Source organism: Sphingobium sp. B2D3A, from assembly GCF_025961795.1.
Classification (GTDB): domain Bacteria; phylum Pseudomonadota; class Alphaproteobacteria; order Sphingomonadales; family Sphingomonadaceae; genus Sphingobium.
The window spans coordinates 396,695-411,054 of record NZ_JAOQOI010000001.1 but is presented as its reverse complement, the minus strand read 5'-3'; the positions used below and the strand labels follow the sequence as shown (position 1 = coordinate 411,054).

Annotated in this window: 13 protein-coding genes and 1 riboswitch; of the genes, 9 read left to right on the top strand and 4 right to left on the bottom strand. The window is 64.3% G+C overall.

What is annotated here, in order from left to right; translation table 11 throughout:
* The first annotated feature begins 56 nt into the window (after nucleotides 1-56).
* Genes M2337_RS01770 through M2337_RS01755 form a run of 4 tightly spaced genes read left to right on the top strand, consistent with a single transcriptional unit; the run spans nucleotide 57 to nucleotide 4,956 of the window.
* Complete coding sequence (locus tag M2337_RS01770) at nucleotides 57-1,529, top strand: FAD-dependent oxidoreductase (protein ID WP_181560826.1); 1,473 nt, start codon at nucleotides 57-59, stop codon at nucleotides 1,527-1,529.
* Between the two features lie 34 nt (nucleotides 1,530-1,563).
* The gene (locus M2337_RS01765) at nucleotides 1,564-2,634 is read left to right on the top strand and encodes a hypothetical protein (protein WP_264571459.1); all 1,071 of its coding nucleotides are present in this window, start codon (nucleotides 1,564-1,566) and stop codon (nucleotides 2,632-2,634) included.
* 34 nt (nucleotides 2,635-2,668) lie between these two features.
* Entirely contained in the window at nucleotides 2,669-3,580 is a 912-nt protein-coding gene (locus M2337_RS01760) for a LysR family transcriptional regulator (protein ID WP_264571458.1), read from the top strand.
* A 56-nt stretch (nucleotides 3,581-3,636) separates the two neighbouring features.
* Nucleotides 3,637-4,956 (top strand): hypothetical protein, encoded by a 1,320-nt coding sequence (locus M2337_RS01755; RefSeq protein WP_264571457.1) that lies wholly within the window; start codon nucleotides 3,637-3,639, stop codon nucleotides 4,954-4,956.
* Between the two features lie 69 nt (nucleotides 4,957-5,025).
* Here M2337_RS01755 and M2337_RS01750 read toward each other — a convergent pair whose 3' ends face one another.
* The 4 genes from M2337_RS01750 to glpD all read right to left on the bottom strand — a co-directional run bounded on the left by M2337_RS01750 (nucleotide 5,026) and on the right by glpD (nucleotide 9,855).
* Entirely contained in the window at nucleotides 5,026-5,814 is a 789-nt protein-coding gene (locus M2337_RS01750) for a DeoR/GlpR family DNA-binding transcription regulator (RefSeq protein WP_264571456.1), read from the bottom strand.
* A gap of 131 nt (nucleotides 5,815-5,945) precedes the next feature.
* Nucleotides 5,946-7,433, bottom strand: a complete 1,488-nt coding sequence (gene glpK, locus M2337_RS01745; protein WP_264571455.1) for a glycerol kinase GlpK — start codon at nucleotides 7,431-7,433, stop codon at nucleotides 5,946-5,948.
* A gap of 39 nt (nucleotides 7,434-7,472) precedes the next feature.
* A complete protein-coding gene (locus M2337_RS01740) occupies nucleotides 7,473-8,309 on the bottom strand; it encodes an MIP/aquaporin family protein (RefSeq protein WP_264571454.1) in 837 nt (278 codons plus the stop codon).
* A gap of 28 nt (nucleotides 8,310-8,337) precedes the next feature.
* Complete coding sequence (gene glpD, locus M2337_RS01735; protein WP_264571453.1) at nucleotides 8,338-9,855, bottom strand: glycerol-3-phosphate dehydrogenase; 1,518 nt, start codon at nucleotides 9,853-9,855, stop codon at nucleotides 8,338-8,340.
* Nucleotides 9,856-10,148: 293 nt separating this feature from the next.
* On the opposite strand from glpD, the gene M2337_RS01730 reads away from it, so the two are divergent.
* The 5 genes from M2337_RS01730 (at nucleotide 10,149) to M2337_RS01710 (ending at nucleotide 14,358) form a co-directional block, all read left to right on the top strand.
* On the top strand, nucleotides 10,149-10,349 hold the full coding sequence (locus M2337_RS01730) for a hypothetical protein (RefSeq protein ID WP_181561543.1): 201 nt from the start codon (nucleotides 10,149-10,151) through the stop codon (nucleotides 10,347-10,349).
* Between the two features lie 20 nt (nucleotides 10,350-10,369).
* A complete protein-coding gene (locus M2337_RS01725) occupies nucleotides 10,370-11,431 on the top strand; it encodes an FAD-dependent monooxygenase (RefSeq protein ID WP_264571452.1) in 1,062 nt (353 codons plus the stop codon).
* Between the two features lie 483 nt (nucleotides 11,432-11,914).
* A riboswitch (cyclic di-GMP riboswitch) is annotated at nucleotides 11,915-11,991 on the top strand.
* Between the two features lie 265 nt (nucleotides 11,992-12,256).
* On the top strand, nucleotides 12,257-12,784 hold the full coding sequence (locus M2337_RS01720) for a DUF4402 domain-containing protein (RefSeq protein ID WP_264571451.1): 528 nt from the start codon (nucleotides 12,257-12,259) through the stop codon (nucleotides 12,782-12,784).
* 19 nt (nucleotides 12,785-12,803) lie between these two features.
* Nucleotides 12,804-13,376 carry a hypothetical protein gene (locus M2337_RS01715; protein ID WP_264571450.1) on the top strand — a complete coding sequence of 191 codons (573 nt, stop codon included), beginning with the start codon at nucleotides 12,804-12,806 and terminating at the stop codon, nucleotides 13,374-13,376.
* Nucleotides 13,369-14,358 carry a hypothetical protein gene (locus M2337_RS01710; RefSeq protein WP_264571449.1) on the top strand — a complete coding sequence of 330 codons (990 nt, stop codon included), beginning with the start codon at nucleotides 13,369-13,371 and terminating at the stop codon, nucleotides 14,356-14,358. Before M2337_RS01715 ends, M2337_RS01710 begins: the two co-directional genes overlap by 8 nt.
* The last annotated feature ends 2 nt before the right edge of the window (nucleotides 14,359-14,360 follow it).

The window sequence follows — 14,360 nt, the reverse complement described above, 5'->3', positions numbered from 1 at the left end:
CATGGGATGGCGCCCGCAGCGCCATCCCTCCCCAGAAAGGATATGGTTCGCCGATTATGGACAGACCTAAAGTTCAGGAAGTTCGCCAGTCGGAGGATCGTTTTCTGGCCTCTGACGTGTTCGAGACGGGTGGTCGGGTGCTGCCGCGGGCCAATGGCACGGGGACCTGGGTCGAGCCTGCGCGCGAGATTCCGGTGTATCACAGCTGCGACGTGCTGGTGGTCGGCGGCGGGCCTTCGGGCACGGCGGCGGCCTGGGCGGCGGCGCAGGCCGGGGCCGATGTGGTGCTGATGGAGCGCTACAATCATCTGGGCGGCCTTTCCACCGGCGGCCTCGTCATCTGGATCGACCGGATGACCGACTGGACCGGCCGGCAGGTCATCCAGGGCTTTGCCAATGATGTGCTGGGGCGCCTGCCCGCTGCGGGCCTCGCCGGGCCGCCGCGCGCCGACTGGGGCTCGCGCGATCCCAAGAAGGCCAGCTACTGGGGCCAGCGCACTGCGGCGTTCCACGGCACGGTCTGCTGGTCGCCCACGCTCGATCCTGAGCGGTTGAAGCTGATCAGCCAGGAGATGCTGCTGGCAGCCGGCGTGCGGCTGGTGTTCCACAGCTGGGCAGCGGTGCCGATGGTGGCCGATGGCAAGGTCGAGGGTGTGGTGTTCGAATCCAAGGCCGGGCGTCAGGCGCTGCGCGCCAAGGTGGTGGTGGATACCACCGGCGATGGCGACATCTTCGCGCGCGCCGGGGCCGAGTTCGATACCGACATCGAGGAAGGCGACGTCCACCACAGCGCCAACACCGGCTTCATGCTGGGCGGTGTGGACATGGACCGCTGGCTGGCCTTCCGCGCCAATGAGCCCGAGCAATATGCCGAATTCGCCAAGCTGGGCCGTGAGCGGCTCGGCTTCTTCCAGCCGCCTTATGTCTCCTGGCGCAACGACATCGCGCTGTTCCTCGGCCCGCGCCAGTCCGGCCTGTCCGCGCTGGACGTGGATGACCAGACCGAGCTGGAGATCCGCTCGCACCGCTTCATGCAGACGCATTGCGAGTTCTTCCTCGAACATGCGCCGGGCTTCGAGCAATGCTATATGCTGCAAAGCGGCTCGCAGCTTGGCGTGCGGCACACACGGCGTCTGGCCGGCATGGGCAAGATCCTGCGCAGCCAGTGGGCCGATGGCATTGCGCTCCCGGACGAGGTCGGGGTCAGCCCGTCGGTCAGCCTCAAATATCCGGTGATCTCGGTGCCTTATGGCGCGCTGGTGCCGCGCAAGCTCGATGGCTTGCTGGCGGGCGGCAAGCACATCAGCTGCGATGCCAACTCGCATGGCTTCATGCGCGAGATCCCGCAATGCTGGCTGACCGGACAGGCCGCTGGCGCCGCAGCCGCGCTCAGCGTGAACGCCGGCGTCCAGCCGCGGGCGCTCGATGTGGCCAGCCTGCAGGCAGAGTTGCGCAGGCAGGGCGTGTTCCTGCATGACCAGCCCGGTGAGATGAGCCAGACAGCGCAGGCGGCCAGCCGGCAGGCCTGACGCGCCCATAGAGACGATGGAGAGGATCAGAGAGATGCGCAGCGGTAACAGGACGAAGCGAATATATGCCGGGCTGCTGTCCAGCCTCCTGATCTCTCCGATCCTCGTCGGTGCCTCTCCCGCGACGGCTCAGGCGCCGACATCGCGCTCGACCGAGAGTGTCAAGATCTCGGCCGTGGTGGCCGAGCGCATCGGCTCAGGCCCCGTCATTTATCCGGACATGCCGGGCCTGGAAGGCGATCTGGGCAACAATATCAACGGCCCGTCGGTGATCCGGGTGCCGAGCTGGATCAAGAATCCGCTCGGCAAATATTATATGTATTTCGGCCATCATCGCGGCGGCTACATCCGCCTGGCTTATGCCGATCGGCCCGAAGGCCCCTGGACCGTCTATAAGGATGGGACCTTACGGCTGGAGCAGACCTCGGCGCTGCACCACATCTCATCTCCCGATGCCGTCGTGGATGAAGAGAATAAGCGGATCGTGCTCTATTATCATGGCGCCACCGAGATTCCCGGCGGCGACTATGGCGGCCGGCCCTATGCCCAGCGCAGCTTCGTTGCGACCTCGCCCGATGGTCTGAGCTTTACCGCTGCGTCCGGCGCGTTCGGGGCGCCCTATATTCGCGTGTTCAGCTACAAGGGCAGCAGCTACGGCCTGGGCATGGCCGACAAGGCGAGCGCCTATCCGGTTTGGCTGCGCAGTGGCCAGTTCTTCCGATCCACGTCGCTCCTGCCGCCGTTCGAAGCCGGCCCGCGCATTCTCGATGAGATGCGTCATGCCGGCGTGACGCGCATCGGCGACACGCTGCATGTCTTCTACACCAACGTAGGGGACTCGCCCGAACGCATCCTCCATGCCAGCGTCGATCTCCGGCCCGACTGGTCGGAGTGGACGGCTTCGACGCCGACGGAAGTGATGCGCCCGGAAAAGGCCTATGAAGGCGCCAATCTGCCTTTGGTCTCCTCGCGCGGGGGCATGGCGACGGGCGCGGAGCATGCCTTGCGTGATCCCGGCGTTCTCAACGACGATGGCCGCATCTATCTCTATTATGCCGTCTCCGGCGAGAAGGGGATTGCGGTGGCGCGAGTGACTTTCAAATGATGACGCGCGGGCGGCCATTCGTGAGCGCGCCCTGATGGATACGCTGCTCAACATGCGCGCCTTTCTGGCCGTGGTTGAATGCGGCAGCCTCGCTGCTGCCGCGCGCAAGCTCAATATCGCCCCGTCGGTCATGTCCAAGCGGATCGGGAGGCTGGAGGATGAACTGGGCGCGGTACTGTTCGTCAGGACGCCGCGCAAGGCCGAGCTGACGGCCTTTGGCGAACGACAATTGCCGCGCGTCCGCGCGCTGGTGCGCCAGACCGACGATGTCGTCGCCGGCGCGCGTCGATCCCGCCAGGCGCTGGACGGGCATCTGCGGATCAAATGCCCGACCACGGTGGCCAGCAGCTATTTCGGCCGCTTCTTCGCGGATTTCGTGCAGAGCCATGTCGGCGTCAGCATCGATCTCATGCTGGTCGATCGGTCCGTGAACCCCATCGAGGAGGGCTTCGATCTGGCGATCGGCGCCATGGCCGCCTCTTATGCTGGGGTGATGGATGTTCCCCTGTGCGAGCATCCGATGGTGATCTGCGCCGCGCCGTCCTATCTGGCCCGAAGGGGACACCCCAAGCATCCGCGCGAGTTGGTCGAGCATGATTGCCTCAACTCGCAGTCGATCGGCGGGACCTGGGTCTTCGAGAGCGAGTCAGGCGATCTGGCGGTGGACGTCAGTTCGCGCTTTGCAGTCAACACCGCCATCGTCCTGCGCGATGCTGCTTTGAGGGGCGCGGGGATCGTCATGCTGAGCGAGTTCGTCTCGCGCGAGGCCGTGCGCGCTGGCCGGCTCGTGCAGTTGCTGCCGGACTTTCCAGTCAAATCTCTCTGGCTCAAAGCCCTGGTTCCCAATGTCAAAATGAGCCTGCCGCTGGTGCAGGCGCTGATCGAAGATCTCCTCGCCTTCACCCAGCCCGTGGCGCCCTGGGACCGGGCGGACCCGGCCAACTGAACCAGCGCCTGCGGGCGACCCATAGAAGGAACACATCGATGCAGAGCAGGCGTGATATGCTTCAGGCTTCTGTCGGGCTGGCGGGCGTTGCCGTCTGGGCTGGCGGAGCGCCGGCCTCGGCTGCATCCGCTCCGGCACCCGCCGGCGCGGCGCCTTTTGTGTCTCCGCTGCAAAAGCAGCTGCGTGAAGACATGGAGACCTACGCCTCGTTCGGCAGCAAGGTCTCGGGCTCTGCGGGCGATCTTGCCACCGCGGCGTGGATCGGCAAGCGCCTCGCGACGGTCGGCTTCAAGGTCGATGAGGTCAAGTTCCCAATTCCCACATTCGAGCCGGCGGTGACGGAGTTGCGCGCAGGGGACAAGCGGGTCGCGGTGGCCGCCCAGCCGGTCGTCGTCTCCACGCCTGCGAAGGGCATTACCGCCCCGGCCGTTCTGGTCCGTGACGCGTTCGAGGCGCAGGGCGTCGCCGGGAAGATCGCTATCGTCGTCCTGCCTTATGGTCGCCACGCGGCGATTTTCTCGGGCGAGGTCAAGCCGATGCTAGATCGAGTCATCCCCAATAAGCCGGCCGCGATCGTCATCGTGACGACCGGGCCGACCGGCAGCATCGTGGCGCTCAACACCCGGCTGAAGCCCATCGCCGACGTGCCCATCGCGCTGATGGCGCCGCGCGACCTGCCGATCATCGCCGAGGCCGTTGCCGCGCGCCGACCCCTCACCCTCATTCTCACGGGGAAAAGCGCGACCGGCCACAGCAGCAATATCATCGCGCGACGCGAGGCAGGCCCCAAGTGGCTGGCTTTCTCCACGCCCCGCTCGGGCTGGGGCGTCAGCGTCGGCGAGCGGGCGCCCGGGACTGCCGCCTTTCTGGAGCTGTGTCGCTGGGCCGCGATCCGCTACCCGGATCATTCCCTCTTCGCCATCAACGCCGGCGGGCATGAGCTCGATTTCGCCGGCACGCACCACTCTCTCTCCGAGGGGCCGCCGGCCGCCCAGACACAAATCTGGACCCATCTGGGCGCCGGGCTGGCCACCCGCGATGCCTATGAGGTGCTGAGCCGCAATCACCAGCTTCTCTCCTGCGCCGATCCGCAGCGCGTCCTCATGACCTCACCGGGCTTGATGGAAGAGACCACTGAGGCGTTTCGCGGGCTTGCGGGTTATGAGCGGCCGATCGAAGTCGTCGGCGGCGCGGGCGAACTGTCTTCGATCATCGACCGGGGCTATGTGAATGCCTTCGCCGGCCTTGGCATCCATCGCTGGTGCCATGTTGAGGACGATACCATCGACAAGGTGGATGCCGCGCTGCTCGAACCGGTTGTGGAAGCTCATCGCGCCGTGGTCGAAGCGGCCGTCGCGCGGGCAGTGAGGGGCTAAGGCGGGATCTTGAACCCCTCCTCTTTGGAGGAGGGGTTCAAGATCCCCACGAACCTCCTGCGCTGCGCCTTACTCCGTCGTGGCGCTTTCGGGCATTGCGTTGACGACCTCGACATTATGCTCGGCGCAGACTGCGGCGAGTTCCGGGCTGTCGAGATAGTCGGTCACTAATATGTCGACGGCGCTGATGTGGCCGATGCGGACCGGCGCGCTGCGGGTGAGCTTGCTGCTGTCCGCGACGAGGATGACGGAGCGCGAGTTCTCGACGATGGCGTGCGAGACCTGCACCTCGTTCAGGTCGAAATCCAGCAACGAGCCATCCTCATCGATGGCGGACGCGCCGATGACCGCGAAATCCACCTTGAAGTTCCGAATGAAATCGACCGCAGTGGGGCCGACCGCGGCCCGATCGGCATGACGCACCCGGCCGCCGACGACGATCAGGTCGATCGCGCTGTTACGGCAGAGGATATCGACCACGTTCAGATTGTTGGTGAGGACCATCAGATTGCTGCGGCCAGCCAGGGCCCGGGCGACTTCCTCGGTCGTGGTGCCGATATTGATGAACAGGGAGGCGCCATCGGGAATGCGGGCCGCAGCCTCCTTGCCGATTGCCTTTTTCTCGGCCACGGACAGGCGGCGGCGGGCCTCATATTCCAGATTCTCGACGCCCGAGCCGAGAATGGCGCCGCCATGCACGCGCGATAGATAACCGCGCTCGCACAGATCGTTGAGATCCTTGCGAATGGTTTGGGGCGTCACATTCATGCGGGCGACGAGATCCTCGACCGTCACCTTGCCATTGCGGCGCGCCAGATCCAGGATCTGGCGGTGGCGGGTGTTGGATGCGCTCGTCATGCCGGCGTTCTGACGCTTCGATCCTTGAGTTGCAAGCGTCCTTATAGCCCGGCGCGCGGCATCATCGGGCGGGCCGTGATGGCTGCGCAGCCGGCCCTTCGTGGCATGGAGCAGCGGTGCGAAAGCGCGGCTCAGGAAATGGCGCGTTCGACCGCCTTGCGCCAACCATCGACCGCGGTCGATCGGGTCGCTTCCGGCATCTTGGGCTCGAAGCGCCGCTCGCGGGTCCAGATCCGGTCGAGGTCATCCAGACCGCTCCAGACCCCGGTCGCCAGCCCGGCCATGAACGCCGCGCCCAGTGCCGTCGTCTCGACAATCGCGGGCCGCTCGACCGGCGCGACCAGCACGTCGGAGAGGAACTGGCAGAGCCAGTCATTGACGGCCATGCCGCCATCGACGCGCAAGGCGGTTTCGCCTTCGCCGACATCGGCCTTCATGGCGTCGATCAGGTCCATGGTCTGATAGGCGACGGATTCCAGCGCGGCGCGGGCCAGGTGTGCGTCCGTCGCATCCAGCGTAAGACCGCAGATCAGCCCCCGCGCGTGCGGATCCCAATATGGCGCGCCCAGGCCGACAAAGGCGGGCACCATATAGACGCCGTGACTGTCCGGCACGCGGGTGGCCATGCCGTCCGTTTCCGAGGCATGGGTGATGATCTTGAGCCCGTCGCGCAGCCATTTGACCGCCGCGCCGGCGACGAAGATCGAGCCTTCGAGCGCATAGGTCGTCGTTCCGGCCAAGCGATAGGCAGGGGTGGTGAGCATGCGCGTTTTCGAGAGCACGGGCTCCGTGCCGATGTTCATGAGCGCGAAGCAGCCCGTGCCATAGGTTGATTTCGCCATTCCGGTGCGGAAGCAGCCCTGCCCGAAGAGTGCGGACTGCTGATCGCCGATCATCCCCGCGACCGGGATGGCCTTGCCGAGAATGTCGGCATCGCACTGGCCGAAGATGCAGCTATTGTCCCGAACCTCCGGTAGCATCGCGGCGGGCACGCGGAAGAGGCTGAGCAACTCATCGTCCCAAGCCTGGTCCATGATGTTGAACAGCAGGGTGCGGCCTGCATTGGTGGGGTCGGTTGCGTGGACCGCGCCGCCCGTCAGCCGCCAGAGCAGGAAGCTGTCGATCGTACCGAACGCCAGTTCGCCGCGCTCGGCGGCAGCGCGGGCGCCCGCGACATCGTCCAATATCCACGCGGCCTTGGTCGCCGAGAAATAGGGGTCGATCAGCAGCCCGGTCTTGGCGGTGACCATTTCTTCGGCGCCGCTGTCCTTCAGCCGCGCGCATTCATCGGCGGTCCGCCGGTCCTGCCAGACGATCGCGTTGTGGATGGGCTTGCCGGTCGCCCGGTCCCACACCACAACGGTCTCCCGCTGGTTGGTGATGCCGATCGCGGCGACATCCGCGACATCGACGCCGGCCTTGGCCACCACATCCCGCATCATGGCGACGGTGTCGGTCCAGATGTCCTCGGGATCATGCTCCACCCAGCCGAGATTGGGATAATGCTGCTTGAATTCGCGCTGCGTCGTAGCGACCGGATTGGCGGCGGCATCGAACAGGATGCACCGCGTCGAGGTCGTGCCCTGGTCGATCGCGAGAATATAAGGTGGCTGGGCCATGATTGCTCTCCTGTGGTCGCCGGCTGCGCGGCGCGATTGTCAGTTGGCCGCGTCTGCCTCGGCGGGGATCGTCTCCTGCAGGGCGCGCTTGTGGCGTGCGGGCAGGAACGGCCGGATCAGCCAATGATAGACGCTGGCGCCCAGCACGCCGCCGCAGAACGGGCCGGCGATAGGCACCCACCAATAATTGCCTGGCCCCGGGAAAGCGGATTCGCCCCAGCCAGCCAGATAGCCGAAGATGCGGGGACCAAGATCACGCGCGGGGTTGATCGGCCACCCTTCCAGATATCCCGCGCCGCCGCCGATCATGGCGACCAGCAGGCCGATGATGAGCGCGCTCGAATTGGCCTCGGGCGCCTGCGTGTTATATTCCTCGGTGATCGCGAAGATGCCGAGCAGCAGGAAGCCGGTCAGCACGATCTCGTTGAAGAACGCCCGGATCGGTGTGATGTGCGCGCCCGGCGCGGTGAAGAACACACCGGCGGCGCCGCCGGCCGCCCGCTCCACGCCCTGCGTCGCGTTGAACGCATCGATCACCGGCGAGAACATCATGTAGACCACGGCGGCACCCAGAAACGCGCCGAGGATTTGCGCCAGCCAGAACGGCACGACCTTGCGCCCGGGGAAGCCGCGATAGATCATGAGCGCGAGGGTGACTGCCGGGTTGGCGTGCGTCCCAGAGACGGCGCCCGTCACATAGATGGCGATGGTGACGGCAAGGCCCCAGGTGATGCACACCCCGAAATAGGCTGTGCTGTAAGGGCTTGGATCATAGAGAAAATACATCGCGGCGGCAGAACAGCCGATGGTGATGATGATGAACACTGCAATGCATTCGGAGATCAGTTCTCCAATAAATGCCTTCCCCGGTGACATTGGCCCCTCCACGTTTATCGATTGTCATTTATCCGACGGCGTTGACGTCCAACCTCGCATGATCCGCGAGATAGGCTTCCAGCGCCGCCACCTCTTCCTTGCGCATATGCAGGCCAAGTTTCGATCGACGCCAGACAATATCGTCGACCGAGCGTGCCCATTCATGCGCGAGAAGATAATTCACTTCGGCTTGCGTGAGCCCGGCGCCGAAATGCTGGCCGAGGTCCTCCGCCGTCTTCACGTCTGCGAGCAGCTTGAAGATGCGTGAGCCATAGCTCTCCGCCAGGCGGCGGATGGTGCTTTCGCCCAGAAAACCGACCTTCTTCCGCAGGTCGGCAATGAGGCCGTCCAGCCCTCGCGCGCCCAAGTCGCCGCCGGGCAGCGGAGCGGTGGCTGTCCAGGCCGGTCGCAGGTTCGGGAGGTGCCGGGCGAGCTTGTCCATCACCTCTTCGGCCAGCGCGCGGTGCGTGGTGATCTTGCCGCCAAAAACGCTCATCACCGGCGCCGCGCCCCAAGCATGATCCAGCGAGAGGACGTAGTCGCGACTGATCTCCGACGCGTTGGTCGTCGCGTCGTCATAGAGCGGGCGCACGCCGGCGAAACTCCACATCACATCCTGCGGCGTGATCTGCGTGGCGAACCAGCGGTTCACGGAGTTGCAGAGATAATCCGTCTCGGCAGCGTCAATCGTCACGACGTCCGGCGCGCCCTGCCACTCCACATCCGTCGTGCCGATCAGCGTGAAGTCGTTTTCATAGGGAATGGCAAAGACGATGCGCTTGTCCGGATTCTGCAGGATATAGGCGTGGTCGCCCTCATACAGCTTGCGGGTGACGATGTGGCTACCCTTGATCAGCCGCAATGTGCCCGCGCCCGCAACGCCGGCCCGCTCGGGCAGGAAATCAGCGGCCCAGGAACCGGTGGCGTTGACGAGCACATGCGCGGTCACGGAGAACGGCGTGCCGTCAGTGCCCAGCAAGGACACGCGCCAGCCATGCTCATCCCTTTGTGCGGCGAGGCATTTTGTGTGGGTGAGGATCGTCGCGCCATGCTCGGCGGCATCCTGCGCGTTGGCGACGACGAGGCGGCTGTCGTCGCCCCAGCAATCGGCATAGACATAGCCGCGGCCAAATCGAGATTGAATGGCGCTGCCATAGCCATCCCCGGCCAGCCTGATCGCCCGGGAGTGGGGCAGGCTGCTGCGCCCGCCCAGCCGATCATAGAGAAACAGGCCGATGCGCATCATCCACATGGGCCGCATGCCGCGATCATGGGGCAATACGAACTCGAGCGGGCGGATGAGGTGCGGCGCCGCACGCATCAGCCGTTCCCGCTCCGCCAGGGCCTTGGCGACCAGCCGGAACTCATATTGCTCGAGATAGCGCAGCCCGCCATGAATGAGCTTGGTGCTGGCGGAGGAGGTGTGCGCGGCGAGATCGTCCTGCTCGACGAGCATGACACGCGCGCCACGACCCGCCGCATCGCGCGCAATCGCAGCGCCGTTTATACCTCCCCCAACGACCAGAACATCATACGCAATATCCATGGAGCGACCTTCGCAGGGCCTGACAACGAAAGTCAATTACTTTCGTATCTTTCGTATTTTGAAATGGGCAGATGGTCGGCCCCCGGCGCGAGCGAATTTCACTCGCAAGACTATATTGGCTAGCGAGTTTCCCGTTAGCTTGGCCGGACGACGGGGTCGGCGCGAGATACGGGACCTATCCGCGCACCGGAAAAGCGAAATTTCAAACGAACCCGTCGGATGTACCCGCGCGGCGTCGGCAGGCCATCAATATCGCTGGACCGAGGCACGCCGTGATGGCTATCGGCTGGGCCATGAGTGTCATCGCAACCATCATGAATTCGGCCACCGGCCAACCCGTTCAGAAAATGACCTTCGGTCGCATGCCCAAGCCCTGGGCCAGTTTTAATCTGGAAAGCGGCGAGCTGGTGACGATCGATCGCGTGCAGGTCGGCAAACCGGCGCCCGGCAAGTTCGTCGCCCCCGTCGAGGTCTGGGTGACGCCGAAAAGCTGATGTCGGCAAGCCCGGAGCGGATGAGCGACATTCTGATCGTCGGCGGCTCGCTTGCCGGCCTCATGACCGGCCTCGCACTGTCGCGGCATGGCTTCTCGATCACGCTCCTGGAGCGCTCGACCGATACCGACCGCACCGGGGCCGCGCTGCAGGTCGGCTATGGCTTGCTCGAGCAGTTGACTGGGCGTCCTCACGCTACGGGCGCGCTCGCGACGGGCGTCCAGGCATGGCAATCGGTCTATCGCGGTCTGCGCGCAGCGGCGGACGGGGCGGGCATTGTGGTCCTGCAGAACGCCTGTGTGGAAGCGACGGGAGAGGCGGAGGATCGGGACTGGGCAAGGACCGCCGATGGTCGGCGGTTCGACGGCAAGGTGCTGGTCGGCGCGGACGGCTATCAGAGCGTCGTGCGGCGGCAGGTCAGTCCGGAGCGCCCCGATGCGGTCTTCGCGGAGTATCTGGCCTGGGTCGGCTTTTCCGAAGAGTCGGCGCTGTCTGTCCGCTATCCGCCCAATCTGGAGTTTCTCGAGTCCGGGCCCTATGTGCTTCTCGGCTTTCCGCTGACAGCCGCCGATGGCAGTCCGGAGCGCGGCCGCCGCCGGGTCGGCTGGGGCTGGTACGACGCCGGACATAACGCAATCCTCCGCAGCACAGGGGCGGTCGAGGGCCCGCTGGTGCGGCATTCGCTACGCCCGAACGACATGCCGGATGCACTGTTCGATGAGCTGGCCGCACTGGCGCGCCGGCACTGGCCATCGCCCTGGCGCGATGCGATCCTGGAATGTATCGCCCGCAAAGCGGTGCTCGGCACACCGGTCGTGGAATATTGTCCCGACCGCCTCGTCGCCGGCCGCATGTGTCTGGTTGGCGACGCTGCCCATGTCTGCACGCCAATGACGGGCAATGGCTTTGCAACCGCCGCGCAAGATGCTCTCACCCTCGCGCGCTGCCTCGACCCGGCGGCCTTGCGGACCGACCCCAAAGCCGCGCTCGTGCGATATGAAGCGTCCCGGCTGCCCGAGGTACGCAGACTGGCGCGGTCCGGCCAGCAGATCAGCCAGAATTTCGTGCGCTCTGCCGGTTGAGGCGGTTGCTCTCCGGCATTGCGCCGACATCCTGAGGCCGCACCCCACCCCGCAAACGCTCAAACGAGGACCGACGCTTGGCCGCGTCGCGCGCTCCACGCCCTGACAAGCGAAGCGGGGGGAGAGGAGCCCAAGCGGCGTTTTTCGCGAGACGGGCCTTGGCATTTAGCCCGGATGTGTAATTCATCAGGATCATAGCGGCGGCAACGAAATACATCCTCATGGAATTCGGTTTGGCGCGAGCTAACCGCATCGTCGGTTCGTTTCAGTCCGCGAAGTTATTGGCGTGTTGCTTAGGCTCTGATGATCCAAACCTCGCGTTTATTTCATTGAAAACAAACGCGCTCCTAATCGGGCTACTCGATCTGCGGTTCGACATGGGAGTAGTCGCACAATTCTCCATCTGGTCGTTCACCACATAGGCGTTGACTGTGTAGCGTATAATAGTTAAATCAAAATTTACCTAATAGCGCCCGAGATTCTCGGTCGAAACGGCAAACCATCGGCGACGATGGGACGCAAAGCCTCCGGTCCCTCACAGGGATAGCGGGGTTACCGAAACGGAGAACTATTGTGGACCTGTCGTCCTCGCGCCTTCCAGATCCTTTCCGCCCTCATCAGGCAACGGCCCGTCTTTGGCGACGGTCAGCAAGCACCCTTACCGATCATCACGTGATCCAGTTGCTTGCGACTGGCTCGCCAGATGCACCCGCTTGTAATCCCAAGATCCGCGAAACGATGCCGCCCGAGGGCCTCCAAGGCGGGTGGGGTCTGATATTTTCCGATTAAATTCATGTGCATATCAAGTAAGAGAAAGACATCGTCATGTTCGTGAACTTGAAGTCTATCGCGACAATTGCGCTTCTGGGTTCCATCCCGGCGGCAAGCTACGCTCAGTCCTCAGCATCTGTGTCGACCACGGGTACAGCCCGGATTGTTCAGCCGATTTCGATCGCAAAAACCAGCGACCTTGCGTTCGGCACGATCGTGAAACCCTCGGTAGCAGGGACCAACACGGTCACTGTCGATGCCTCGACGGGCAATCGCAGCCTGTCTGGTTCCGGCGACGCCGTTGCCGCTGGCGGCACGACGTCGCGCGCCGCCTATACGGTCTCGGGTGAAGGGGGGCAGACTTTCTCGATCTCGGTGCCCGCCAGCTTCTCCATGACCGGTACGCCCGGCGGCACGATCACCGTCACGCTGACGCCGAGTGCCGCAACGGGCACATTGTCCAGCTCCATCGGCACAGCTGGCACCGCGACCTTCGGCGTCGGCGGTAGCTTCTCCCTGCCCAATACGCAGGCCTCTGGCAATTACTCGGGCAGCTTCACGGCGACCGTCGCCTACAACTGACCTGTGGCAGGAGCGTCTCGTGACGGTCTCATCATCCATCCGGATGGGAGTGCGCCTGTTGCGGGCGACCGCTCCTGCGCTGGGAGCGCTGTGCCTTTGCGCGGCGCTTGCAGCCTCACAGGCGAACGCGGCGGAAGCGACTGCGAAAGGCCAGGTTTCGATCGTGGAGCCAGCTTCGATCACGCAATCGGCGAAGGACATTGTTCTGCAGCCGGTGCTGGTTCTTCAGTCGAGCCTCCGGGTCATGATCTTGTCGCCAGGGCCGCAGTCAAACGAGAGCGACCAAAACGCCGGGCTTTCCATGGCCGCTCCTATTCAAATCGCCGGGGGCAGCAACCAGACGTTTTCTCTCCTGGTCTCACAAGCATTCGTCCAGCCAGGTACAGGGGGTTCGCTCAGGGTACCGATTGCGACGCTGAGCGATGATAATTTCCCGTCCTTTGAAGCCGGTCCCTCAGGGTTCGAGGATGTCCTCATGGGCCGGCTGAGCGGCGATGGGCTTCTGTCTGTTCCGCCGTTTCTTTTGAAAGCGCTGCGCAACAGCTACGGGCCCGACGGCGGGCCTTTGCTGGTCCTGGCGCAATATGAATGAGCTGGAGACGCCGGTGATGACTCTGCCAGGCGTCGTGAAGTGTGTCACGCGATCTGCGAACCAACGCAAAAGCGTCGCTATCGCTATCGCGTTGGTCGCTGGCGCCTTCCCATCCGCTTTTGGCACTTCCTCTTCTGCCCAGCCTGCGACGACAGAGCAGGCCGGCGGGAGCGCCAGCCTCAACATCAATCCAAAGCGGATCACCTTTGATAGGCTGGGGCGGACGGCGAGCATATTCCTCTTCAATCAGGGCACCGCCGCCGGGGTGTATGACATCAGCTTTGTCGACCGGGTCATGTTGCCCACCGGCCAGATCCGCCCAACGGATGAAGCAGACGGCGCGCCGGAGGTGAGAGACCTCAGTGCCAAGCTTCAATCAGCGCGTTCCATGATGCTGGTCACGCCAAGGCGCGTGCTGCTCAAGCCGGGGACGGGGCAGACAATCCGTCTTCGTGCAGGTGGCACCGGCGACTGGCCCGCCGGCGAATATCGCACGCATCTGACGGTGACGGCGGTGCCGCCACCTGACACGGGCCTAACCGCCGATCAGGCTGCGAATGCTGAGCCCGGTGCGGTTTCGTTCCGCATCGCATCTGTTCTTGGGATTTCCATCCCTGTAATCGTGCGCATCGGCACGCCCCAGGTTGAGGCTGCGATCGAAAACACACGGTTCACGATGGAGAGCCCTGGGCCGGGGTCTGAGCTGAACAGCCCTACGCCGGTCGTCACTTTTGATCTTGTGAGGCGTGGGCCGAACTCCCTTTTCGGCGATATCGAAATCCGGAAGGCGAAGGCGCGCCGTGAGGACGAGCCGTTAGGTGTCGTGCGCGGGATCGGTGTCTATCCTGAGATAGAGCGGCGACAGGTGAAGATCGCTCTGCGCTCTCATCCGCAGCGAGGCGAGCAAATCAGCGTTGTGCTCACCGACCAAGACACAGCTCCGGGGAAGATACTTGCGCAGAGCCAGATCTCCTTGCCGTAGCC

Coding starts and splice junctions, on each gene's coding strand:
- M2337_RS01720 (WP_264571451.1), top strand. CDS start 12,257: ATGTTCGTGAACTTGAAGTCTATCGCGACAATTGCGCTTCTGGGTTCC.
- M2337_RS01765 (WP_264571459.1), top strand. CDS start 1,564: ATGCGCAGCGGTAACAGGACGAAGCGAATATATGCCGGGCTGCTGTCC.
- M2337_RS01710 (WP_264571449.1), top strand. CDS start 13,369: ATGAATGAGCTGGAGACGCCGGTGATGACTCTGCCAGGCGTCGTGAAG.
- glpK (WP_264571455.1), bottom strand. CDS start 7,433: ATGGCCCAGCCACCTTATATTCTCGCGATCGACCAGGGCACGACCTCG.
- M2337_RS01760 (WP_264571458.1), top strand. CDS start 2,669: ATGGATACGCTGCTCAACATGCGCGCCTTTCTGGCCGTGGTTGAATGC.
- M2337_RS01770 (WP_181560826.1), top strand. CDS start 57: ATGGACAGACCTAAAGTTCAGGAAGTTCGCCAGTCGGAGGATCGTTTT.
- M2337_RS01740 (WP_264571454.1), bottom strand. CDS start 8,309: ATGTCACCGGGGAAGGCATTTATTGGAGAACTGATCTCCGAATGCATT.
- M2337_RS01755 (WP_264571457.1), top strand. CDS start 3,637: ATGCTTCAGGCTTCTGTCGGGCTGGCGGGCGTTGCCGTCTGGGCTGGC.
- glpD (WP_264571453.1), bottom strand. CDS start 9,855: ATGGATATTGCGTATGATGTTCTGGTCGTTGGGGGAGGTATAAACGGC.
- M2337_RS01730 (WP_181561543.1), top strand. CDS start 10,149: ATGAGTGTCATCGCAACCATCATGAATTCGGCCACCGGCCAACCCGTT.
- M2337_RS01750 (WP_264571456.1), bottom strand. CDS start 5,814: ATGACGAGCGCATCCAACACCCGCCACCGCCAGATCCTGGATCTGGCG.
- M2337_RS01725 (WP_264571452.1), top strand. CDS start 10,370: ATGAGCGACATTCTGATCGTCGGCGGCTCGCTTGCCGGCCTCATGACC.